This window comes from Micromonospora sp. DT231 (assembly GCF_049847025.1).
In the GTDB taxonomy this organism is placed as follows: domain Bacteria; phylum Actinomycetota; class Actinomycetes; order Mycobacteriales; family Micromonosporaceae; genus Micromonospora.
Genome location: NZ_JBNCNO010000003.1, coordinates 38,255 through 60,153, shown reverse-complemented (window position 1 = coordinate 60,153; position 21,899 = coordinate 38,255). Strand labels below are relative to the sequence as shown.

Sequence of the window (21,899 nt, the reverse complement as noted above, 5' to 3'; positions counted from 1 at the left end):
CGTGCGGGCGGCGGGCAACCGTGAACTGGCGGCCTCTCACTCCGGCAGGCCGAAGTGCTGGGTGAGCGAGGCGCGCAGCGTGGCGGGGTCCCCGGCGGACCAGGCGACGAAACAGTCGGGGCGTACGAGCAACGCGGTCGCTGTCGTGCCCTCCAGGGCGCCGGTGATCACGTCGACCCGGTCCCGCCACGGCGCGGCGACCCCGCCGTAGGCACCCGTGGAGTCCAGCAGCAGCGGCCGGGCGACGCGGGTCAGCTCGGCGAGGCGCACCGGGCCGTGGTCACCGTGCACGACCACGTCGGGTGCGGAGCGACCGGCCAACGGGTCCGCGGGGTCGGCGGGGTAACGGATGTCCGCGCCGGACATCAGCGCCGCGATGTGCCCGGTCACCTCCGGCTTGCGCAGCAGTTCGGCGAAGAGTTCCCGCAGGCCGGTGATCTCGTCGCCGGGGCCGACGAGCGCCGACTGGGCCTGGGTGGACATGACGACACGTTCGGCGACGGGGCGACGCTCGCTCTCGTACGTGTCGAGCAGGCCCTGCGGCGCCCAGCCGCGAACGGTGGCGGCGAGCTTCCAACCCAGGTTGACGGCGTCCTGGAGGCCCAGGTTGAGGCCGGGACCGCCCATCGCGGGGTGCACGTGCGCGGCGTCGCCGACCAGCAGCACCCGGCCGGCGCGGTAGCGGGCGGCGATGCGGGTGTTGCCGCCGGTCAGCCGCCGCAGCAGGCCGGGGCCGTCCGGTGCGCCGACCGGGACGTCGACGCCGAGCACCCGGGTGACGCTGGCGCGTAGCTCCGGCAGGCTCATCGGGGTCTCGTCGCCGGGCGGCGTGTCGGGCCACTCCGTCGTGCTCAGGATCGCCGGACGGCCGGGGAACGGGGCCCAGACGATCAGACCGCGTGCGGTACGGGTGTGCTGGAACGGCGGGACGACGCCGTAGCCGGGGACGCGCAGGCCGCCGGTCTCGGGGTCGAGGGATGACGCGGGAACGGTCACGGTGGCGGTGCGGGAGACCGACAGGTCGTTCGTGACACCGGGGAAGTCGATGCCGGCGAGGCGGCGCACCGCGCTGCGGCCACCGTCGGCGCCGACGAGGAAGCGGGCGCTGAGCCGCGTACCGTCGGCGAGGTCGACCTCGACCGCGTCGGGGCGTTGGCGGAGGTCGACGACCTCGTGGCCGCGGCGCAGGTCGACGCCGAGCTCGGCGGCTCGGGCGGCGAGGGCGGCCTCGAGTTGGGCCTGCGGCACGCCGAGCACGTAGTGCGGGTTGTCCGCGAGCATCGTGAGGTCCAACGGGAACGCGCCGAAGACGAAGGCTGGTCGTGGGCTCGGCGGGGTGCTCTCGCCGCTGAGCCGCGCGTAGAGGCCACGCCTGTCGAGCAGGCGGACGACCTGGCCCACGAGGCCGTTGGCGCGGGGCTCGCCGGTGGGCGTGACGTGACGTTCGAGGACGACCGGGTGGACGCCGGCGAGGGCCAGTTCGCAGGCGAGCATGAGGCCGTTGGGGCCGGCCCCGACGATGAGGACATCGATCATAGTCGTGATCCTTTTCGGGCGTGCGTCATCGCCACGGCAGGCGCGGCGCGCGGCCGGCCCACCGCGGGGTACGCGGGTGAGGACGTGGGTGAGGCGGTGCGTGAGCCGAGGTCGGGCGTCAGCGGGGCGGCGCCGGGAGGCCGGCGGCGAGCTGGGTGAAGGCGTCGGTGATGAGGTGCTCGATCGGGGTGGGCGGGTCGGCGCTGTCGAGATAGTGCTGCATGGCGACGGCGACGGCGGCGCTGGCCGCCGCCGCGACGAGCCTCGGATACATGTCGGTGGCGAGGTCGGTGCCGGTGCGCTCGGCGACCGCGGCGGCCAACTCGGCCTCGGCGACCGCCACGGCGCGCAGCCGCTCGCCCTGTAGCGCGGGCTCGGCGAGCATGGTGCGGACGCCGGCCACCCACTGGGCGTGGGCCGGGGACGGCATCGCCTCGACCTCGGGGCCGCGGGTGAACTGCTCGAGCGCGGCCTGGGTGAGCGCCGCCCAGAGCGGCTCGTCGGCGGGGCGTTCGCGAAGCGCGGCGGCGGTGCGCAGGCTCCGGTCGAGGTGGCGGGAGGCGATCGCCTCGGCCTTGCTGGAGAAGTAGTTGTTGAAGGTGCGTGGGGACACCCCGGCCGCCTCGGCGATGTCTTCCACGCGGACGTTGTCGTAGCCGCGCTCAGCGGTGAGATGGATCGCGGCCCAGCCGAGCGCCGCCCGCGTCTCGGCCTTCTTGCGCTCCCGTAACCCCGTCATGCCACCCACGGTAGCACTACTTGCGTACCACGCAAATATGCGCGTCACGCAAATATTCACCCACCGGCTCGGCGGCCCGCTTCCGGCTGACCGGAGTCGTGGATCGCCTCGACGCACCTGGCCAGCAGGTCACGGAGCTGGCGCCGCTCGGCGGGGCTCAGCGCGTCGGCGATCCGCCGCTCGATGCGCACCGCTTCACGGTCGCAGCGGAGCAGCGTGGCGCGACCCTTCTCGGTGAGGCTGGTCTCCAGGACGTGGCGGTGCCAGGGGTGCGGCGAGCGTCGTACCAGCCCTCGATCCTCCAGCGCCTTGAGGACGCCGGTCATCGCCTGGGGCGTCACCAGGCAGGCCCGCGCCAGCGCGGCTCCGGACATGCCGGGGTTGTCGGCGAGGGCGAACAGTGCCGCGTACTGAGCGACAGTCAACTCGGCCGGACGCAGCGCCGCGGCCTTGGCCGCCATCAGCGCCTGTTCGGCGCGCTTGATGTCGAAGCCAAGGCGTTCGTCGGCAGGCATTTCCACAACGGGATCGTATCGGGTTGAACAGGTGTCAGGATCGTTGCTACCGTCAAGTCCTTGATGGGCATCAAGATGCGGAGGCATCGTGAAGGACAAGGTCGTACTGATCACCGGCGCCACCAGTGGCGTCGGCCACCACCTGGCCCGCGACCTCGCCGTCCGCGGGGCCACACTCCTGCTGCACGGACGGGACCAGGCCCGGCTCGACGCCGTCGCCGACGAGTTGCGCGCGTTGACGCCGGAGTGCGTACGTACCTCGCGGACCTGGCCGACCTCGACCAGGTCCGCGCTCTGGCAGCACGCGTACGCGAACGCGAGCCTCGACTTGACGTCCTTGTCAACAACGCGGCCGTCGGCGCGACCGACCCGGCCCGACGCGACGTGAGCCGACAGGGCCACGAACTGCTTCTGGCCGTGAACCATCTCGCGCCCTACCTGCTCACCACCGAGTTGTTACCGCTCCTGACCACATCCGCTCCGGCCCGCGTCGTGAACGTGGCGTCGATGGGTCAGGCCCCCGTCGACCTCGACGACCTCGGGTTCGAGAACGGCACCTACGACGCGGTCGTCGCGTACTGCCGGGCGAAACTCGCGATGATCATGTCCACCTTCGACCTGGCGGCCGAGGTGCCGTCCGACGTGGTGACAGTCAACGCCGTACACCCCGCACACCTCATGGACACCCCGCTGGTACGCGCCGGCGGCTTCACCCCGATCACCACCGTCGACGCCGGGGTGCTGCCGACACTGCGGCTCGTCGCGGACCCCGCTCTGGACGGAGTGACCGGTCGCTACTTCGACCGGTTCGACGACGCCCGGGCCCACCAGCAGGCCTACGACCGCACCGCGCGACAGCGGCTGCACGCGGCGACCCGGGCGCTCGTCGCCTAGTAGGTGAAGGTCCACGCGGGGTCGCGTGCCCGGGAATGCCTCCAGCGTGCCGAGGCGGGGATCGGGGCGCTTGGCGACGACGCGTACGGGGAGCTGATCAAGAGTGGCCGGGATCGGCTGGCGCGGCAGTTGGCCACCGCCGATGAGGCGTACGGGTCAGGCGCGGTCGACGAGGTCGAGTCCGGTCAGGTCGGCCGAGAGCGCCCAGAGCCGGGCCGCCGGGCCGCTGTCGTCGGGGCTGGCGCCGGCGACCTGGCAGTCCACGCAGTAGTCGCCGCCGTACGAGTCGAGGTGGGGTGACGTGGCGGCCCAGACCTGGGTCGCCGCGCCCTGCTCGACGGTCTTGAACAGGCCCGGCGCGGGAGTCCCGTCCACGTCGATCCAGCCGGCGGCGACCATCTCCTCCACCGCGAGGTGTCGTTGCAGCGGAGTCTGGATGTAGCCGGGGTTGACGGAGAAGGCGCGGACCCCGTGCGGTCTGCCGAGCAGGCCGAGGTGGCGGGCGAACAGGATGTTCGCGAGCTTCGACTGGGTGTAGGCCTCCCACTTGTCGTAGCCGCGCTCGAACTGCACGTCGTCCCACCGGATCCGCCACGACGGGTCGCGCCCGGAGGCGACCGAGACGACACGAGCAGCACCGGAGGCGGTGAGCGCCGGCCACAGCAGGTTCACAAGCGCGTAGTGGCCGAGGTGGTTGATCGCGAACTGCGCCTCCCAGCCGGGTCCGACCCGGGTCTGGGGGCACGCCATGATCCCGGCTCCCGCGATCAGGATGTCGAGGGCGGGATGACCGCGGAGAAACCGTTCGGCGAACGCGCGGACGGAGGCGAGGTCGGCGAGATCGACCTGGTCGACCTCGACCCCGGCCACGCCGCTGAGCGCCTGCTGTGCCGCGTCCGGCCGACGAGCGGGGACGACGACCCGCGCCCCGGCCCGGGCGAGTGCGCGGGTGGTGGCCAGACCGAGACCGGAGTAACCGCCCGTGACGACGGCGGTCCTGCCGCTGAGGTCGACACCGGCGAGGACGTCTTCGGTCGTGCTGTGGGCGCCGAACATGGTGTGGGTCGTGTCGCTGGTCATGTCAGCGAAGCTAGGTGCTGGACCGCGGTCTAGGTCAACGGGTTACGGTCGGCGTCGTGTCGGAGAATGACCTGAGCATCGGACAGGTGGCGCGGCGCACCGGGTTGAGCGTGCACACCCTGCGGCTCTACGAGCGCAGGGGCTTGTTGGCCAGCGAGGTGCGGCGGGACGGGTCCGGCAGGCGTGTCTACAGCGCCTGGGACGTGGAGTGGTTGGCGAACTGCGTGAAGTTCCGCGCCTCCGGGATGCCGCTCGCGACGATCAGCCGCCTGGCCCAACTCGTCCGCGAGGGCAGCGGCAACGAGGCCGAACGGCTCGAGCTGCTCCGCGAGCACCGGCGTCACATCACCGAGCAGCTCGCGCGGCTGGGCGACTGCCTCGATCTCGTGAACGGCAAAGTGGCCAGCTACGAGGAACACCTCGCCGCCGGCGCGACCGGAGATCCCTGGCAACAGCAACCCCGGACCACGGCGCAGGCCGAGAGGTACGCGCTACCCGTCCCCGAGAACCTCCGACACCAGGGCGACGGCGCAGAATGTCGGGGTGAGTAGCCGCGAGGAAGTGTTGCAGGGCAACGTCACGGCCGGGGTCGTGCGAGTGGGGGACACCGTTCGTCGGCCCGCCGGGCCCTGGACGGAGACCGTCGACCTGCTGCTCGACCACCTGCACGCCGTGGGGTTCACCGCGTGCCCTCGTCCGCTGGGCCGGGACGAGCAGGGCAGGCAGGTGCTGGAATACGTCCCGGGCGAGATGGGTGCGGCGTCCGGCACCTACTCCACCCCCGAGCTTCGCTCGATCGGGCAGTTGCTGGCGCACCTGCACGAGGCGCTGGCCAGCTTCGTACCGCCGGCCGGCGCGAGCTGGAGCCAGGCCATCCCGCCCGACCGGGAGGAGCTGGTCTGCCACAACGACGTGGCGCCCTGGAACCTGGTCAGGTCCGATCGGGGCTGGGTGCTGATCGACTGGGACGGGGTCGCGCCAGGCTCGCGACTGTGGGACCTCGCGTACGCCGCGCAGAGCATGGCCGGTCTGCGCGCGGACCGGCCGGTGCCGCAGTCGGCGGCACGGCTGCGGGCGTTCGTCGACGGCTACGGTCTCGACGACGCCTCCCGTCCGGCGCTGGCCGTGCTGTTGGGCCGCCGCGCCAGGGCAATGTACGACCTACTGCGCGAGGGCGCCCGCCAACAGCGTCAGCCGTGGGCCAGAATCTGGACCGAGGACGGTCCCTACTGGCTGGCAACCGCCGACTACCTCGACGCGCACCGCGACGCGTGGCGGGCGGGGCTGGAGTGATCAGGGTAGGACCCGGCTGGTCGACGTCGTCCGGGACCGCGAGGAACCCACGCGGGATGGGAGGATTTCGGCGTGGCAGCCGAAGCGCCGCGCACTGCGCAGCAACGGAAGCAGGACACGCTCACCCGCCTCGGTCGCGACCTGGACGCGTGGGTCGCCTCAGCGGACCGGGAGGGCAACGCCCACCTGGTGCCGCTCTCCTTCCTCTGGGACGGCGAGGCCCTGACCCTGGCCACAGCCGAGTCCAGCCCGACCGCGCGCAATCTACGTGCCTCGCAACGAGTGCGGATGTCGGTCGGTACGACCCGCGACGTGGTGCTCATCGAAGGCACCGTCGAGACGTTCTCGCGCGAAACTGTGCCTGTCGATCTGGCCGACGCTTTCGCCGCGAGGCTCTGGGACGCGCGCGTCGGCACCACCCGCTACGCGTACTTCCGAGTGACACCTCGGCGGATCCAGGCGTGGCGGGAGGAGAACGAGATCGCCGGTCGTGACCTGATGCGTGCCGGTCACTGGCTCGTCTGACCGCTGCCGCAACGCCTCGGCCGCGTCACTGCCGCAGAGCTTGGCCGAGTGGCTACGCGCTGCCAGTTCGGATGAGCAGGTGTACGCCACAGCGGCCTGCCGGGTGTACCGGTGGGCGGAAGCGCGCGGCGGGCACGCTGCCGTGCTCGACCTCGTCGACCGCCTCAACCGCGGCGAACACTTCCCCGCGCTCGTCGATGGTTGACCTGCGGAGGGGCTGCCGGACCGGCCTGCGCGCACCTGGGCGGCTACCGGAGGTGGCGTCGCATCCACACAAGCGTGGCGTCGGCGATCTCGCGCCAGCCGCTGTCGATCGGCATCGAGTGCCCGCGGTCGGGGAACTCCTGGTAGTCGGTGACCGCCGAGGAGGCGCGGTATCGCTTGACCGTGGCCCGGACGACGGCCGCGGGCGCACTGTGGTCCTTTCCGCCGGCCAGCACGAGCAGTGGTCCCCGGGCCGCGTTGGCGGCGTCGATCGTCGCCGGTGAGCGCCGGGAGAGGTTCGCGGACACCGTGGGCGTCCGGACCAGAAGCCGCGGCGCTCCACCGCCAGAAGCGATGGCGCGGTCTCGATCAGGGGTGCCAGGTGGCAACCTTACGAACCGGCGCGGCCGGACGTCGTCCCCCAGCCGAGGGATCACCTCCCGCAGGCGGGTGCCGGTGGGCACGGCCCGCGCCGTGCGCCGCACGGCAGATCCGGAGGTACGCGTCAGGTCTGGCCGGCGAGGTGAGCCGTACGCTCCTGGACATGCCTGACGTCGCGGCGCGATTCGCCCAGCTCGCCGACGGATACGAATCCCGGAAACGGGAGGCAACCGCGCTCGTCGCGTCGTGGGACTGGTACACCTGGCCCGGTCTTGATCTGCGCCCGTTGCGCTTCGAGCGGGACCTGCTCAGGCCCGGGCGTCGCCTGGACGCTCGTCCGCCGGTGGATGCGGACGTCCTGCGGCTCGGGTTCGATGCCCAGGGCCGGGTGGCAGTGGTCCAGGAGTACAGCGGTTTCCTGCACGGCCGCCTGTACTACGAGACGTTCTTCCGCCACGGCCACGAGGTTGTCGAGGAAGCGCACTTCGACACGGACGGCCCGATCTACCTGCACGAGTACCGCTTCGACGATGGGCTGATGCGCGCGGCGAACATGGTCGCGCGGCACGGCTCGGGGCGCGAGACGTACACGTACACCGATGGGCGGATCAGTCGCGTCGAGATCGAGCGCCACGGCCACCCATCTGCCATCCTGGTGGCCGAGCATGACGACCACGGCCTGCGCGCGCTCGTCGAGGTCACCGGCAGAAGGTCGCGGGAGCTGTACGTCCGGCCCCCGGCGGGGTTCGACCTCGACGCGGCGTGCCGCGCCCTCGAAGACGAGTTGGTGGCCCTGATTCCGGACGCGGCGGCGCTGCTGCCGGTCGACGACCCGGTCGCCTGTCTCGCCCTCAGTTATGCCGGGCCCGCGCAGCTGTCGCTCGGCATCAGCGCCGCCACCACCGACGAACGGGACGAGCTGCGCACGGTGGAAGCCCGCGCTGCCTGGTCGCCGGCGGACTTCGACACCAGCACCGACATCGACCTCGGGCCGTCGCGGCTGATCCGGCAGGAACTCGCCCTACTCGACGCGGACGACCCCGACGTCTCGGCCGGATCCGAGACCCTCCGGCGACTGTTGTGCGCGGTCGCGGCTCGGCTGAACCTGCGCGACTGGTCGGCCACGCTGCCGGTCACCGACGACTTCGTGGTGTACGCGGTCGACCTCGAACTGGTTGACCTGGAACGGAACCTGACCAGTTGCCTGCCACCGGACCGGCTCGCCCTGATCCGCGAGCGGGGCCTGCTGTAGCGGTTCGCTCCGCCCGCCGGACTTCTTACCGAACCATGACGTGCCCGACGGCCGTTGACCGTTGCGCGGTCGTCGGCCCGTACCGACTGGGGACAGCACATCACCGGAGCCGCTTGCGGCTTTGAGGAGATTCCGATGAACCGCAGAAGAAACGGGACCGCGCTGGTCCAGACCCGGCCGGTCCGGCTCGCCATGGCCGTGCTCGTGCTGGCGGCCACCGGTGCGCTCACCGCCACCTTCGTCTCCAGTGGCGGCCGGGGCACCGCGGATGCCGCCACCAGCCTGGACCAGTTCGTGCCCATCGAGAACGTGCCGCCGAACGTGCGGAACCCGAGGCCGGCCGCCGGTGGGTCGACAGGCCGGTTCACCGTCGACTGCGGCACGAACGAAAACGGCAAGTTCAGCCCGGACAACCCGGTGGCCCAGCCCGGCATCCGCAACGGCGCCGAACACGTCCACGACTTCGTCGGCAATCTGGCCATCACCGCGAACTCCTCGGACGCCGACCTGGACGCCAGTGGCACCACCTGCCGCAACGGCGACAAGTCGTCCTACTTCTGGCCCGTGGTGCGCATCGACAAGACCGTCCGCAGCGGCAGGCACGTCCAGCAGGCCCTCGCCCAGACCCAACCGATGGTCGTCTGCCCCTCGGTCGGCAAGAGGCTGCGGGCCGTCCCCGCCTCGGCCCGCGACACCGTCGACCGCCTGCTGGCCGAACTGGAACGCCAGCAGGCCGCCGCGAACCAGCGGATGACCGCCAGCCGGGGCCGGATCGACGCGGCGTTCAACCGCGAGGTCACCGATGCGCTGCGGGCCCGCCGGGCCGTACTGCTCAAGGAGATCAGCAGCACGATCACCGCCGGCGGCGGCAACCAGCCCGGCCTGGTCTCGCTTGTCGACTGTGACGTCAGCTACGACGACATGCACGCCCGGATGCCCGACAGCGCCCACCGGGCGAGCGCCAACGCCGCCCAGGCCGCGAATCCGCGGATTCAGTGCCCCGCCGTACGGGACCGGCTGCCTGGCGTACCCAATCGGGCTCTTGCCGAGGTGAACCGCAATCTCGACGACCTCGACCGGCAGGTCTCCGAGGCCAACGAACGTCTGGTCAGCAGCCGTGGCCAGGGCGGCCCGGCCTTCGTCGACAACGCCATCCTCGGACCGCTGCGCGCCAAGCGGGCCGCCGCGCTCGACCGGATCGCCATCGCGATCGGGCGGCAGGGCGCCCGACCGCAGGGTCTCGACGCGCTCGCCGCCTGCAGGCTGGACCAGGCCCCCGCCACCCCGGCGGCACCGAGCAGCGCGCCCGGCACGGCAACCGCACTGCCCGATCCGCAGGGACCCAACTTCGAACTGCCCGGCAACACCGGCGGCATCGTCCGCCCGGCGCAGGTGCTGATCGAGTACCGCGGTAACCCGGTCGCCAAGGTGGTGCCGATGCCGAAGTTCCTCCGGGCCCTCACCGGCGACGCCAAGCCCACCAGCCGCGGTCCGGCAAACGCCCGTGCCACCTGGACCTGCTCGGGCTTCACCGATCGGCTCTCCGACAAGTACCCGATCTGCCCCGCCGGCAGCCGGGTGCAACGCGTGCACGACTTCCCCGGCTGCTGGGACGGCAAGAGCATCGACAGCGACAACCACCGCAACCACGTCGCGTTCGCCGACAAGGCCACCGGCGCCTGCCCGCAGGGCTTCCAGGCGATCCCGCAGCTGCGCATCACCGTGGCCTACGACATCGCTCGCGGCGTGCAGGTCAAGGGCCAGTACGCCCTCGACTCGTTCCCCGAGGAGAACCACAACCCCTTCTCCGACCACAACGACTTCGTCAACGTCAACTCCGCCCAGACCATGCAACGCATCGTCACCTGCATCAACAAGGGCAAGACCTGCTCCTGACCCTCGGGGGCGATCGCCACGACGCCCGTTGCCGGTCGCTCCGGTGACGGGTGTCCTGGCGGCGGGTATTCGTGGCCGGCTCTGCCGCCGTCGGACGGGGCGCCGCGCCCAGACGAGATCGCCAGATTGTTGACGGCGCAAATTTCCACCGGTAATCTCGGATCAATCCATCGATGCCTATCGAAGTGGGTGCTCCGTGCTGCTGAAATCCCTCGCCCTCGCCCTGTCCGTCGCCGGCGTACTGGCCACCGTCCCCGCCTCGGCGGCGACCGCCCAGGCATCAGCCGGACAATGGCTACCCGGCAACTGCCCGCGCGGCACGTTCTGCACCTGGCCCAACTGGGACCACCCGGCAGAGGGCCCCATCGCGACTCCGTCTCTGGTGACCAGCAGCGAATGGTCCGGCAACGTCCCGGCCTTCAACTTCTACAACCACACCTCCCGGAACGCCGAGATCAGCTGGTCCTACACGTACCTCAATGGGTCGCAGATGTCCGGCGTACTGTGCGCTCGCGCCGGCGAAGGAGGGGACCTGTATGTGCCCATGTTCGCGACGAAGGTGAGCTGGCAGACGCGCACCTGCTGATCCTGGGTCCCGGCGGTGAGCGGCGTGCGTGTCCACCGGGCCGCCAACACCACCGAATCGAAGCGGCTTGGCCGGATCATGGGCCTCGCGTTGCTCGCCGCCGCTGTCCTGCTCGTCGTAAGGGGCGTCGTCACTGAGGGCTTCCTGTTGGTGCCGCGTAGCGAAGTCGGGGCGGAAATCGACTCTCCCGATCGCTACACTCGCCGCAACTCCGGCACCGCCCGCAGATCTCAGCCTGCGCCATTCCCCCGACGAACGGAGACGCCTGTGACCCTCGACAAGGCGGCACCCCCCGGCATCGACCCCAGCATTCCCAGCGTGGCCCGGGTCTATGACTTCTTCCTGGGCGGCAAGGACAACTTCGAGGTCGACCGGCAGGTCGCCGAGCACGCCCTGCGGATCACGCCCGACGGGCCGGCGGCCGGCCAGGCGAACCGGGCCTTCCTGCGTCGGGTGATTCGCTTCCTGGTCGCCGAGGCGGGCATCGACCAGTTCCTCGACATCGGATCGGGGCTACCCACCCAGGGCAACGTGCACGAGGTCGCCACCGAGCACAACCCGAAGGCTCAGGTCGTCTATGTGGACAACGATCCGATCGTCCTGACACACGGCCGAGCCCTGCTCGCCTCGGAGGGCACCGCGACGGTGATCCAGGCGGACGTTCGGGCGCCGCAGGACATCCTCCACCACCCGGACGTACGCCGGTTCGTGGATTTCGACCGGCCGATCGGTCTGTTGCTGTTCGCGATCCTGCACCACCTCGGTGACGACGAGGATCCGCGGGCGGTGGCGGCGGCGTTGATCGACGCGCTGCCCTCCGGCAGCTACGTGGCGATCTCGCACTTCCGCGACCCCGCCGAGCGAGACCCGGAGGGCTCCCGCAAGGCCCGCGAGGTCGAGCGGGTCTTCAACGAGTCGCTGGGCACCGGCCGTTGGCGTACCGACGAGGAGATCCTCTCGTTCGTCGATGGCTTGACCGTGCTGGAGCCGGGACTGGTCCCGCTCGCCGAGTGGCGTCCGGAGCCGGATGCGCCCGCTCCGACGCAGACCGACACCTATCACACATTTGTCGGGCTCCTCGCCCGCAAACCGTAAACCTCGGCGCGATGCGGTCCGTCGGCGAGCGCGTACGCCGCCGACGGACCCGCCGCGGACCTGTGGAGCCGGTCCGGCCAGGCCTCAGGTGTGTGCCTGCTGGAAGGCGCGGCAGAAATCCCTTTCGGTCACCCGTCCACTGCCGCCGCCCCCAACGGAATAACCGCGCTGCGACAGGGTCTGGATCGGGTTGAGCACCTCGTTCATGAAGTGCCGGGTCCACTCGCTGACGTCCTGTTCCTCGTAGGCCGAGAGTGGGGCCAGGATGGCCAGGCTTCCGCCGGGCCACTTCAGGGCACCCCAGAAGACGCGGTACGAGCCCACCCGACTGATGATCAGGCCGTCGGCTCTGACCTCGTGGTCCTCGGCGAGGCGGGGTGCCACCTCAATCAGGTCACCGACGATCTGCCCGAGATCACCGGAACCCTGCACGGTGATCACAAGGCTTACCGCCCCGACGACCTTGTGCAGGGTCTCCACGGGCGTGCCTTTGGCGTGGTGCGCCAACTCGAGGGGGAACATGTGTGGGCTACCTCCGTGGTCGGGGCGGAACGCGTACCCGTGCTGTCCGCGTCTGGTCGGTCCTCGTCTGTGGTTCCTCGTCCGGGTGCGGGTCGCGGTGCAGGAGCGGGATCAGCGATACGGCGCCCCTGCGCAGGGGAAGTGTCGTCGGCCCGGCAACGGCGATGATCTCCTCGGCGCGCGTGACGACGTCGACAAGGGTGGGCGGCCAGCCGCAGTCGATCCACGGTGGCGCGTCGCAGGGCGCCTCGTCGGCGGCCGACGACGGCGTCCACGGCAGGACCGGCTCGGCGGAGAGGGTCATCGACGGCAGCGGTGCGACGAACGGGGCGTCCCGGTCGACCTCCGTCGGGCGCGCCGGAGTCAGCGGTGTCGGCGCGACGCGGCGCAGCGTGCCGGCTATTCGCAGCGACTCGAGCACCTCGGCGAACTGGCGGTCGCGGCCACCGAGACGAGCCGATTCCAGCACCTCGTCGTTGGCGTGGTCGAGCGCGGCGCGCCACCCCGCCCGCTCGCTGACGTGCGCGAGCCGCCACGACATCGACTGCATCGCCGCCCACGCGCCGGCCAGCAGGTCGAATCGCTGGCCACTGTCGCTCGGATGGGTCAGCCCCTCGTTGAACGAGGCCTGGGCGTAGGCCAGCCACTGCCCCGTTCTGCGGTAGTGCTCCTGTGCCTGCCGAAAGTTCGCGCGGGCTTCGCTCACGTCGCCCCGGTGGCGGGCGACGGTCCCCAGGCCGAGCCTGGCGTCGGCCGCCTCGTGCTCGTTGCCCACCGACTGGAAGTGCTCCAGCGCGTGGGAGTACCTGAGCTGCGCCTCCGGCAGGTCGCCCGCCCGAAACGCGACGAGGCCCAGGTTGTGGTTGGCGCGCGCGGCCCGCTCCGCCAACGGTTCCTCGGTCTGCCAGTGTTCCAGGGCGGCGATGAGGTGGGCGCGGGCGCGCTCGAAGGACTTCACCCCGGCCAGCGCCAACCCGGTGTTCTGATCGACTTCGGCGAGCTTGCCACCGAGTTCGCTCTCGTCGCACGTCTCCCGGTACAGGTCACCCGCCTGGCCCAGGTGTTCGAGGGCGAGGTGCGGGCGGCCGAGTTCGATCAGTACGGCACCGAGGTTCACGAGCGTGTCCGCCGCATGACGACGAAACCCGCCCCGCAGCAGGGCTTCGGCGGCCGCCCGGTACTGATCCGCGGCGACGTCCAGTTCGCCGCGCTGAAACGACACGTTGCCCAGGTTCTGCCCGACGACGGCCACCTGTCGATCCAGGTCGAGGTCCCGGTACAGAGGCAGTGCCGTCTGGTACCGGTCGGCAGCCTCCTCCAGGTCTCCCAGGAAGAAGGCGGCATTGCCGACGTTTGTCGTGGCGTCGGCGATGCCCTTCCGGTCGTCGCAGGCGGTGAAGGCGGCGAGGGCGGCAAGGTAGTGCTCGCGAGCCTCCGACCAGTCGGCGCGGCCGAACGCGGCCACTCCGGCCGCCAGGCTGGCCTTCGCCGCCTCGGCGGCGTCGCCGGCCGGTCGCACCGGGGGGACGTGGTGCCGTGGTGACCGGGGCGCGGGCGCCCGCCCCATGGGCTGGTCGAGCCCGGGGATCGCGGTGACCGCGGCGTCCGGGACGTCGTAGGTGACCAACGCCGACCACACCAACGGGGCGTGCTTTCGGCGTTCGGCGTCGCTGCTCGCGGAACGCCAGCATCTCAGCCGATCCCGCTGCCACTCGCCGACGGCCCGGACGGGATCGGACGTTCCCAGCGCCGCGTCGACGGCCAGGGCGAGCGCGGTCGTGGCCGACCCGATCGGCGTGCCGCCGGCCACAAGGCGCTCCGAACCGTCGCTCGGCAGGCTCCAACGGGTGGCGATCACGGTACGCGCGCCCGCGTTCAACGCCGCGAGGGTGAGGCCGATCTGCTCGGTGTACCCGGCGTCGTCGGACTGGCAGGCGACGAAGCCCACTCGGCGAGGGGCGGGCCACCGGGTGGGGTCCCGGAGCCACTGTCCGGCGGTGAGCCGCGAGTCCCCGGTCGCCGCGTCGACGGCCAACTCCAGTCCTGCCGAGGTCGGCATCAGGGGGTCGGTGGCCGAGGCGTGGCCGACGAACACCAGGCGGGCCCACGCCTCCGACCGGAGTGCCGCGGACAGCTCCGAGGGTGAGCAGCCAGCCGTCGTACCCGCACCGAGCAGCGCGTCGCCGTCGCCACTGCGGCGGTGCCACGCCTCGGGCACCCCGTCGGGGTAGATGCGTCCGCCACCGGTTCGACTTCCGGCCGCGGTGGGGTCGACGACCCGTACGGCGGGGCCGCTGCCGGCGAAGGGTCGGGCCGGCCTGGCCAGGTTGACAAGCAGGGCCGGGCTGATTCCACCGAGAACACCGACCCGTTCGACGAGCCGGACGTCCTGGTCGTCGTCGATGACGAGAAGCTCCCACGGCACGTTCGACAGGCCGGGGCCGGGAGCTACGACGAGAGTCGTGTCGTCGGCGTCCGCCGTCCTGATCCGTTCTCGAAGCTCCGGCGGCAGCAAGATGCGGCCCAGTTCGCGGAACAGCGCGAGGTTGCTGGTCGGGTCGACCATCGCACCGGTCCAGGCGCGTCGTGCGGCGGCGTTGCGGAGCGCGACCCGTTCACCGAGGAGCTCTATGCGGCTCGCGATGGCGGCAGCCGTCGAGGCCGGATCGTCGCCCTGCGGGAGTCCCTCCCCGATGCGGCGGTCGACGTCGTCGAGCGCCGCCCGTTCCGTGGCTACGAGGCCCGGAAGCGAGGCCGCCAGGGCGGCCAGGGGTTCGGTCAGCCGGTCGAGATCGATGGAGCCAACGGCCAGTGGGGTGACGCTGTCGGGCCGGCGCGTGTCCGCGCTGAGCCACCAGTGGGCCTGCTCGGCGGTCTGCCAGAAACCGAGCCACCACACTCGCCCAGGTACGTAACCCTCCACGCGATCCTTCCCACACTCACGGTGCGCGGGTCTGCCAGCATGTCCGCATGACGCAACTGATCGTGCCGCTGGACGACGGTTCCTCCCTGGTGCTGGACGGAGTTGCCGGCGAGGAACTGTCCGACGGGGCCCACACTCTCGGCGTCGCCGACTTCCTCCGTGACGCCGTCCTGGCCGGTGTTGCCGGGAACTTCACCTACGACGTACTGAAGGCCGTGGCGCTTCAGTTGCGCGCACGTGGCTTTCTGGCACCCCGTCCACCGGCGAGCGCCGCGAGCATCGCATCGGCGATCACGGTCCACCTCACGTCGGTCGGGTACCGGACGATCGAGACCCTGCAGGTCATGCAACTGGTGGACGGGTCGTGGTCCGCGGAGGGCACTGCCGATCAGCGTCCGTTCGAGGTTCGCACCGACCCCGAGGGGCGAGTCATGCAGATGCGGGTGCGGTAGCGGCTCGTCAGCCGTTGCCGCAGTGCGGGCACTTGCGCACGCGATCCGACTTGGGTTGCCCGCAGTAGGCGCATTCCACCGTTTCGGCGATCATGATGCTCCTCTCGACGCTGCGTGAACCGAGGTCACCGCTTCGACACCGTACGTTACGCGCCCGCGGCGCGGCGGCCATCGCCCGAAGGGCGACCCGACAGTCCACTGAGAGGCCACCATCGGCCTTGCCGCACGTGCCCGGCGGTGCGGGTGCGTCGAGGATGGACCGGCCGTCCTGTCCGGACCGCACCCTAGGGTTGGGAGAACGGCTTTTCGGCGAGCGCGTCGACGGTGCGGAGCCGGGCGAAGACCCGGTCCAGTGTGTACCCCGCCGTGAGCCCCAGCGGAATGAGCAGCCAGGCGAGCCGCCGGGTGGCCTCCGCGTCCAGCGGGTCAGGGTTGGTGAGGGTCTGCGAGCCCAGGTACAGCATGCTGGCCAGGGTCCCGGCGCCCAGACCGCGGGCGAGCGACCACGGCAGGTTGGGCTCCTCCCCGGAAGCGTCGTTGATCAGGGCGCCGGCAGCGGCCATCAGCAGCGAGCCGCCGATCAGGTATCCCACCGCCGTGAGGGTCGTACCGGTGCCGTACGCCAGGACCACGGTCAGCAACGCCACGGCGATCGCCGCCGCGGCGACCAGGCCGTTGACGGTCCGCGCACGCCGGACGCGGGAGTGGTCCCGCCGTGCGGCCCGCTCCGCCTCCCGCATCCGGGAACGCTGCTCCGACAGGCTGGCCACCAGCTGCTCGGCCGCGTCGTCGCCCCAGGGCGCCGCCATCCGGCTGATCGCCTCGGGCGCGGCATCGTTCTGGTGTCGGTCGAGGTGCTGCCAGACGCTGAGCGCGGCGCCTCCGAAATGGGCCATCGCGACGAGCGGGATGCGCCGGGCGACCGCCAGGATCCCGGCGATCCGGGTCGCCCGGCCGCCGCCGACCACGATGAGGCCGTCGGCCTCGAACACAGCCCGGTAGTACGACACCTCCCACTCCTCGGCCGAGTCCGGTAGGACGCGCAGGACGTGCGTGAGATGTGGCGGAACATCGAACGGCGTCACCCGGTCGAACGGCGCCCTCACCATGACGGATGCGCCGTCCTCGACCCGCACCGCGGCCAGGTAACCGCGGACGACATCCTTCTCGATGTAGTTGTCACTGCTGGAGAACACGATGAGATCGCACCCGGCTCGCGCCAACTCCCGGCCGACCGCCTCGCAGGCGCCGGGCACGAGGTCGATCTCCTTCATGTCCGGCGTGTAATCACGGTCCGGGTTGGCGCTACCGACGACGGCGATGGACGGACGCATCGGGGGTCTCCTCGGATGGGCTGCGAGGGGCGGACCGCTGATCGTACGCAATCAGATCGCGGACGAAGAAGGATCTGCCCGCGATCGACACAACCCGCATCCGCTTTCGACATCGCTGTTCGGGATCGGTTTGACTCGAAGCGGCCGATCGGACAGGTTGGTCCGTACCCAACTGTGCTACCGAAATGGACCTTGGAGGCGACGTGGCCACGCAGACGACACCCGACGACTCCGTGGTCCCTATCGTCTCGTGCGACATCGTCGGCCACTCCGCAACCGTTGACATTCAGGTTCAGGAGAGCCGCATCGCCGCCGTCAACCACATCGTCGCCGAAGCGATGGAGACCGTGGGCGCGGACAACGCCGTCTGGGCGTCCGGTGGGGACGGTGGTCACGTCATCTTCTGTGGCAGCGGTTGGCAAAGTGCCGCGCTTGATCTTGTGGTGGCACTGCGCAGGTGGTCGATAAACGAGAAAGTTCCCTTACGGGTGACCGCGCATGCCGGCCCGGTGCGATTTCTGGCCGGCGCGGACGGCCGCCGGCAACCGGTAGGCGCCGGCATCAACACAGCGGGATGGCTCCTGAGCCGCGGGCCGGCCGCTGGCGTGTTGGTATCCCGCGCGTTCCGCCGGGCGATCGAGGACGCAGACCTTGCCACGCGTGTTGTCTTCGATTGCGAGCGGAGGCTCCGCGACAAGAGTGGCCAGGAACAACACCTCGAACTCATGTCCGTTGGCGAGGACCGCTCGGCCTGGGACGACCCGACGGAGGAGGACCGCCGACGGCTGGGATCCGCGGAGAGAACGGGCGCGGGATGGGAGACCATCTACTGGGCGAAGCGCATCCTGCAGATTGACAGCAGCGACGGGGAGGCGGAAGCGGCGATTCGGAAGCTGCAGCGCCGCCATCTGGGCTATCTCCGGGCGGAGGTACGGGGACAGCCGAACCCGTTCTTCGAACACCTCACACAGACGGATCTCCGCGACGTCATCTTGGCCGGTCAACTTGTCGAGAGGGCCTACAACGAATATGTCTGCCGCACTGGCGATGGCGGCGAGACGATGTTCGTCATCCTGCGTGGCCAGGTGGGGGTCTACCTGCCCGGCAGAAAGGGCGACGCGGCGAGCCTGGCCCAACCGGATTTCATCCACGAGGAGGGTGAGATCGTCGGTGAGCTGGCGTTCGCCATGTCGCGGCGCAGGACAGCCGATCTGGTCGCACTGACCGACACGACCCTGCTCACCTTCGACATCAAAGAGCTGAAAGCTCGGCTGCCCGCAGATGTGTGGACGAACGTACGCGCGTTCATGCGGGCACGAGCGCTCGAACACGTCGGGCCGCGAGTCCAGTTCCTCGGAGGAAACGACAACTCCCGCCCCCTCGCTCGCGCAGGGCGCTCCTGGGAACACATTCGCGCAAAGATCGAGCAGCACTGCGACCTGATTCAGATAGAGCGTACGAGGTCAACGCATTTCGCGTACGACCTGGTGCGGGATGCTTACCGCAAGGAAGACAACCAGGGGCGCAACGTGGAGGGCGATCCGAGCACAGGTCATGGCGCGTACCTGCTCGTCGGCGGACAACTGCGAGAGGCGACACGGTCGGAACCCTCCGATCTCGACAGGCGGCCGCTGCCAGAAAGTGAGGGCTACCCGCTCCTCTGGGTCAACCTACCCGGCACCATAGTTCTGCCGAAGCGCGAATTCCACATCGAGGAAGAGCCGGTGACGGTTCTCTACCTCCGCGAGAGCGGGCTCCTTGGCTTGGACGCCCAGCAGCGTGACGCCTTCTACCGAGATCTTCGCCTGACCGCCGCCAGTTGTTTCGAGTACGACGCGTTCATCTCGTACAACGGGGGCGACGCGGAAGCCGCTGACCGGTGGCAGAGCGCGTTGAAGGACGCAGGACTGCACGTGTTCCGCGACGTCCCGAGAACCGGCGAGGAATTCCCGCACCGGATAGCGGAGGCAATCCGCCAGTCTCGGGCGCTCGTAGCGCTTGTGTCGCCCCACGTCATGGTGAAGCCCGAGACCGAAAACTGGGTCGTCAGAGAGATCAACGCGCACCGGTACTACTTTGATCACAGCCGCGTGTTCCCAGTCATCCTCCCCGGCGGCAACCACAAGAACATCGTGTCCGGCTACGCGCCAATCAAGGCGGATCGAGACGAGGCCGCCGCGATGACGCGGCTGATCGACGAGTTGAAGAGCCTGCGCGACGGCCTACGGGAGCCCCCGTACAGCCTCACCGAGAAGCCCGGAGCGCCGCACGCTTTCCTCAGCCCACCCGCCGAATGACACCGCTGCTCGCAGCCTCCGACGCCCGTGCCCCGTCGACGATCAAGCGGTCGGCCTGCCGCAGGCCGGCCAGTTCTGATGAAACAGGCCTTAGGTCTCGGGTCACTCCTCCGGGGCGATCAGCCGGTCGTCGGTAGCGTCGCGGACCGTGATCGCCTCCACCGGGCAGGACTCGGCGGCGTCGAGGACGACCTCGGCCGGGACGACGACGTCGGCCAGCGGCGCGGACCGGCCGCCGACCATGCGGAAGTGCTCGGGCGCGGTGCCGGCGCAGATGCTCGTGCCGATGCAGCGGTGCGAGTCCACCCCGATCCGCCATGCGGTGCTCACCAGGCCACCGGCATGCCGAGCAGGCCCCGCACCAACATGCCCCGCTTCCACTCCAGCTCGGCTTCCCCGACGGCGAGCCGCAATCCGGGCAGGCGGGTCACGATGGTGGAGACGGCGACCTGCAACTCCATGCGGGCCAACTGCGCGCCGACGCAGTGGTGCACGCCGTGCCCGAAGCCCAGGTGCGGGTGCTGCTCGCGGTCGAAATCCAGCCGGTCCGGGTCGGCGAAGACGGTACCGTCGCGATTCGCCGAGGACAGTGAGCCGAGAACCGGCTCACCCGCCCGGACCAGCACCCCGCCGACCTCGACGTCCTCCTTGGCGTAGCGGGCGAAGGAGGAGCCGACGCCGAGCGGCACGTACCGCAGCAGTTCCTCGACCGCGGCGGGCACCAGCGACGGGTCGGCCCGCAGCCGAGCGAGCTGGTCCGGATTGTGCAGCAGGACGTAGACGAAGTTGGGAATCTGGGTCACCGTGGTCTCGTGGCCGGCCGCGAGCAGCCCGCCGGCCAGCTCCACCAGCTCGGTCTCGCTGAGCCGATCCTCATTCTCGTCGCGGGCCCGCACCAACGCGCCGAGCAGGTCGTCGATCCCCGGCTCGCGGCGGCGCTCGGCGACCAGATCTCCGATGTAGCCCCAGAGGCTGTTCAGGTACTCCTGGATCGTTTCCATGGGCAGGCTGGTGGTCGACACGATCGCCTCGGACCAGGTGTGGAAGCGGTCGCGGTCGGCGTACGGGATCCCGAGCAACTCGCAGATCACCTGGATCGGCAGCGGCGTGGCGACGTGCTCCACCAGGTCGGCCGGAGGACCGAGCCGGACCATGGTGTCGACAAGAGTGTCGGCGATCTCCTGGGTTCGGGGTCGCAGCGCCTCGACCCGACGTGCCGTGAAGGCCTTCGCCACCAGCCGGCGCAGCCGGGTGTGATCGGGCGGGTCCATGGTCAGCATGCCGCTGTACTGCTGGCGTGGGGTGAGCCTGGGCTCGTCGCGCTGGACGGCCGGGGCCCGGCCGAACCGCACGTCGCCGAGGACGGTGCGGACGTCCTCGTAGCGGGTGGCGAGCCACGCCTCCTCGCCGTAGGGGAGCTTCACCCGGGTCATCGGCTCGTTGTCGCGCAGCTCGCCGTAGGTCGGGTCGACGACGAGGCGGTCGGGCACACTGAACGGGTACGGCCGCGCGGGCGGAACGATTCGGCTCTCGGTGGTCTGCGCGCTCTCCGTCATCCGGATTCCTTCGTCGAGACGGCGTGATCCTCAGGCCGGCGCCACATTCGTCGCGGCACCGGATTGCCAGCGTCCGGGGTTGACGGACGGCGCACATCAACGCTCGGTGATTCGTCGATATCGGATCGTAGTGGCAGATGTCGATGATCGCCATGGCGGCCGTGCACGATGGGAACCTCGGCGCGGACCGGGTATTTTTCAGCCGTGACCGAGTACGGCACTCTGCTACACGCCTACGGCCTCGCCGTGGACACCCCCGGCCATCTGGCGGCGCTCGTCGGCGACGACCCGGCGGCCCGCGCGAGGGCGCTCAAACACCTGCGGTCGGCGATCATCCACCAGGGGACACCGTGGACGGCGACCCCGCCGGCCGCCCTCTCTGTGGCCGCGCTCCTCGCGGACCAGCGGGTGGCCGATCCCGGCATGCGTGCCGAATTGCTCACCTTCCTGGCCGCGGTGGCCGAGGCGGGCAGCAGCGCGGACAGAGACCTGCCCGAGCCAGACTTCGACGTGGACGCCGCGCTGGCCCAGGCCCTCGCCGATGGCGACGAGGAGGGGATCTGGGAGGACGGGCGGCTGCAGGGCGCCCTCTACGTCCGGGCCGTACTCGGTTGTCGGCAGATCGTGCCGACGTTGCTGGCCACGGCCACCGCGGCGTTGTCCGATCCGTCCCCGCAGGTCCAGACCGCGGCCGCGCAGGCGATCGCCGCCTGCGGTGGGGTGGCGCCTCTCGCCTCGGGGAACTGACCCGGGCCATCGCCGACCACGACGGCACCCGGGCCCGGAGCCGGTGGCTCCGAGCCCGTCAGCCTCCTGACG

At 70.6% G+C, this 21,899-nt stretch carries 22 protein-coding genes and 1 pseudogene; 13 read left to right on the top strand and 10 right to left on the bottom strand.

The genetic code is table 11. From position 1 onward, the window contains the following. Positions 1-36: 36 nt before the first annotated feature. The 3 genes from ACPXBU_RS08505 to ACPXBU_RS08495 all read right to left on the bottom strand — a co-directional run bounded on the left by ACPXBU_RS08505 (position 37) and on the right by ACPXBU_RS08495 (position 2,790). Positions 37-1,536 (bottom strand): FAD-dependent monooxygenase, encoded by a 1,500-nt coding sequence (locus tag ACPXBU_RS08505; protein ID WP_425757614.1) that lies wholly within the window; start codon positions 1,534-1,536, stop codon positions 37-39. Between the two features lie 118 nt (positions 1,537-1,654). After that, complete coding sequence (locus ACPXBU_RS08500; protein ID WP_425757613.1) at positions 1,655-2,275, bottom strand: TetR family transcriptional regulator; 621 nt, start codon at positions 2,273-2,275, stop codon at positions 1,655-1,657. A gap of 56 nt (positions 2,276-2,331) precedes the next feature. After that, the gene (locus ACPXBU_RS08495) at positions 2,332-2,790 is read right to left on the bottom strand and encodes a MarR family winged helix-turn-helix transcriptional regulator (RefSeq protein ID WP_425758002.1); all 459 of its coding nucleotides are present in this window, start codon (positions 2,788-2,790) and stop codon (positions 2,332-2,334) included. Positions 2,791-2,878: 88 nt separating this feature from the next. Here ACPXBU_RS08495 and ACPXBU_RS08490 point away from each other — a divergent pair. Continuing rightward, positions 2,879-2,971 (top strand): annotated as a pseudogene (locus tag ACPXBU_RS08490) (hypothetical protein); the annotation flags it as partial. Positions 2,972-3,036: 65 nt separating this feature from the next. Then, positions 3,037-3,684, top strand: a complete 648-nt coding sequence (locus ACPXBU_RS08485; RefSeq protein ID WP_425757612.1) for an SDR family NAD(P)-dependent oxidoreductase — start codon at positions 3,037-3,039, stop codon at positions 3,682-3,684. A gap of 156 nt (positions 3,685-3,840) precedes the next feature. Here the strand turns inward: ACPXBU_RS08485 and ACPXBU_RS08480 are convergent, their stop codons facing one another. Beyond that, a complete protein-coding gene (locus tag ACPXBU_RS08480) occupies positions 3,841-4,764 on the bottom strand; it encodes an oxidoreductase (protein ID WP_425757611.1) in 924 nt (307 codons plus the stop codon). Positions 4,765-4,820: 56 nt separating this feature from the next. Here ACPXBU_RS08480 and ACPXBU_RS08475 point away from each other — a divergent pair, with 56 nt between their 5' ends. From ACPXBU_RS08475 to ACPXBU_RS08460, 4 genes are all read left to right on the top strand, one after another. Continuing rightward, the gene (locus ACPXBU_RS08475; protein ID WP_425757610.1) at positions 4,821-5,315 is read left to right on the top strand and encodes a MerR family transcriptional regulator; all 495 of its coding nucleotides are present in this window, start codon (positions 4,821-4,823) and stop codon (positions 5,313-5,315) included. Beyond that, the gene (locus ACPXBU_RS08470) at positions 5,308-6,057 is read left to right on the top strand and encodes a phosphotransferase enzyme family protein (protein WP_425757609.1); all 750 of its coding nucleotides are present in this window, start codon (positions 5,308-5,310) and stop codon (positions 6,055-6,057) included. The genes ACPXBU_RS08475 and ACPXBU_RS08470 overlap by 8 nt, the downstream gene beginning before the upstream one ends. 72 nt (positions 6,058-6,129) lie before the next feature. Then, on the top strand, positions 6,130-6,582 hold the full coding sequence (locus tag ACPXBU_RS08465; RefSeq protein ID WP_393367198.1) for a pyridoxamine 5'-phosphate oxidase family protein: 453 nt from the start codon (positions 6,130-6,132) through the stop codon (positions 6,580-6,582). A 79-nt stretch (positions 6,583-6,661) separates the two neighbouring features. Then, complete coding sequence (locus ACPXBU_RS08460) at positions 6,662-6,787, top strand: hypothetical protein (protein WP_393367197.1); 126 nt, start codon at positions 6,662-6,664, stop codon at positions 6,785-6,787. A 43-nt stretch (positions 6,788-6,830) separates the two neighbouring features. Here ACPXBU_RS08460 and ACPXBU_RS08455 read toward each other — a convergent pair whose 3' ends face one another. Further along, positions 6,831-7,094: an alpha/beta hydrolase family protein gene (locus ACPXBU_RS08455; RefSeq protein ID WP_425757608.1), complete on the bottom strand. Its 264-nt coding sequence runs from the start codon at positions 7,092-7,094 to the stop codon at positions 6,831-6,833. Positions 7,095-7,330: 236 nt separating this feature from the next. On the opposite strand from ACPXBU_RS08455, the gene ACPXBU_RS08450 reads away from it, so the two are divergent. The 4 genes from ACPXBU_RS08450 (at position 7,331) to ACPXBU_RS08435 (ending at position 11,996) form a co-directional block, all read left to right on the top strand. Next, positions 7,331-8,419 (top strand): hypothetical protein, encoded by a 1,089-nt coding sequence (locus tag ACPXBU_RS08450; protein WP_425757607.1) that lies wholly within the window; start codon positions 7,331-7,333, stop codon positions 8,417-8,419. Positions 8,420-8,554: 135 nt separating this feature from the next. Then, positions 8,555-10,315, top strand: coding sequence for a DUF1996 domain-containing protein (locus ACPXBU_RS08445; protein WP_425757606.1), 1,761 nt, complete (start codon positions 8,555-8,557; stop codon positions 10,313-10,315). 196 nt (positions 10,316-10,511) lie between these two features. Beyond that, the gene (locus ACPXBU_RS08440; RefSeq protein WP_425757605.1) at positions 10,512-10,901 is read left to right on the top strand and encodes a hypothetical protein; all 390 of its coding nucleotides are present in this window, start codon (positions 10,512-10,514) and stop codon (positions 10,899-10,901) included. Between the two features lie 267 nt (positions 10,902-11,168). After that, a complete protein-coding gene (locus ACPXBU_RS08435; RefSeq protein ID WP_393367189.1) occupies positions 11,169-11,996 on the top strand; it encodes an SAM-dependent methyltransferase in 828 nt (275 codons plus the stop codon). An 84-nt stretch (positions 11,997-12,080) separates the two neighbouring features. On the opposite strand, the gene ACPXBU_RS08430 is transcribed toward ACPXBU_RS08435, so the two are convergent. Both ACPXBU_RS08430 and ACPXBU_RS08425 read right to left on the bottom strand, forming a co-directional pair. After that, positions 12,081-12,518 carry a hypothetical protein gene (locus ACPXBU_RS08430; protein WP_425757604.1) on the bottom strand — a complete coding sequence of 146 codons (438 nt, stop codon included), beginning with the start codon at positions 12,516-12,518 and terminating at the stop codon, positions 12,081-12,083. A 7-nt stretch (positions 12,519-12,525) separates the two neighbouring features. Beyond that, positions 12,526-15,441, bottom strand: coding sequence for a CHAT domain-containing tetratricopeptide repeat protein (locus ACPXBU_RS08425; RefSeq protein ID WP_425757603.1), 2,916 nt, complete (start codon positions 15,439-15,441; stop codon positions 12,526-12,528). Between the two features lie 47 nt (positions 15,442-15,488). Here ACPXBU_RS08425 and ACPXBU_RS08420 point away from each other — a divergent pair, with 47 nt between their 5' ends. Next, positions 15,489-15,893 carry a hypothetical protein gene (locus tag ACPXBU_RS08420; protein WP_393367183.1) on the top strand — a complete coding sequence of 135 codons (405 nt, stop codon included), beginning with the start codon at positions 15,489-15,491 and terminating at the stop codon, positions 15,891-15,893. A 284-nt stretch (positions 15,894-16,177) separates the two neighbouring features. Here the strand turns inward: ACPXBU_RS08420 and ACPXBU_RS08415 are convergent, their stop codons facing one another. After that, positions 16,178-17,227 (bottom strand): hypothetical protein, encoded by a 1,050-nt coding sequence (locus tag ACPXBU_RS08415; RefSeq protein WP_425757602.1) that lies wholly within the window; start codon positions 17,225-17,227, stop codon positions 16,178-16,180. Between the two features lie 203 nt (positions 17,228-17,430). On the opposite strand from ACPXBU_RS08415, the gene ACPXBU_RS08410 reads away from it, so the two are divergent. Further along, positions 17,431-19,524, top strand: a complete 2,094-nt coding sequence (locus tag ACPXBU_RS08410; RefSeq protein WP_425757601.1) for a TIR domain-containing protein — start codon at positions 17,431-17,433, stop codon at positions 19,522-19,524. A gap of 102 nt (positions 19,525-19,626) precedes the next feature. On the opposite strand, the gene ACPXBU_RS08405 is transcribed toward ACPXBU_RS08410, so the two are convergent. Both ACPXBU_RS08405 and ACPXBU_RS08400 read right to left on the bottom strand, forming a co-directional pair. Then, entirely contained in the window at positions 19,627-19,854 is a 228-nt protein-coding gene (locus ACPXBU_RS08405; protein ID WP_425757600.1) for a ferredoxin, read from the bottom strand. Next, entirely contained in the window at positions 19,851-21,080 is a 1,230-nt protein-coding gene (locus tag ACPXBU_RS08400; protein ID WP_425757599.1) for a cytochrome P450, read from the bottom strand. Before ACPXBU_RS08400 ends, ACPXBU_RS08405 begins: the two co-directional genes overlap by 4 nt. A gap of 204 nt (positions 21,081-21,284) precedes the next feature. Between ACPXBU_RS08400 and ACPXBU_RS08395 the strand changes: the two genes are divergently transcribed. Then, positions 21,285-21,827: a hypothetical protein gene (locus tag ACPXBU_RS08395; RefSeq protein WP_393367171.1), complete on the top strand. Its 543-nt coding sequence runs from the start codon at positions 21,285-21,287 to the stop codon at positions 21,825-21,827. The last annotated feature ends 72 nt before the right edge of the window (positions 21,828-21,899 follow it).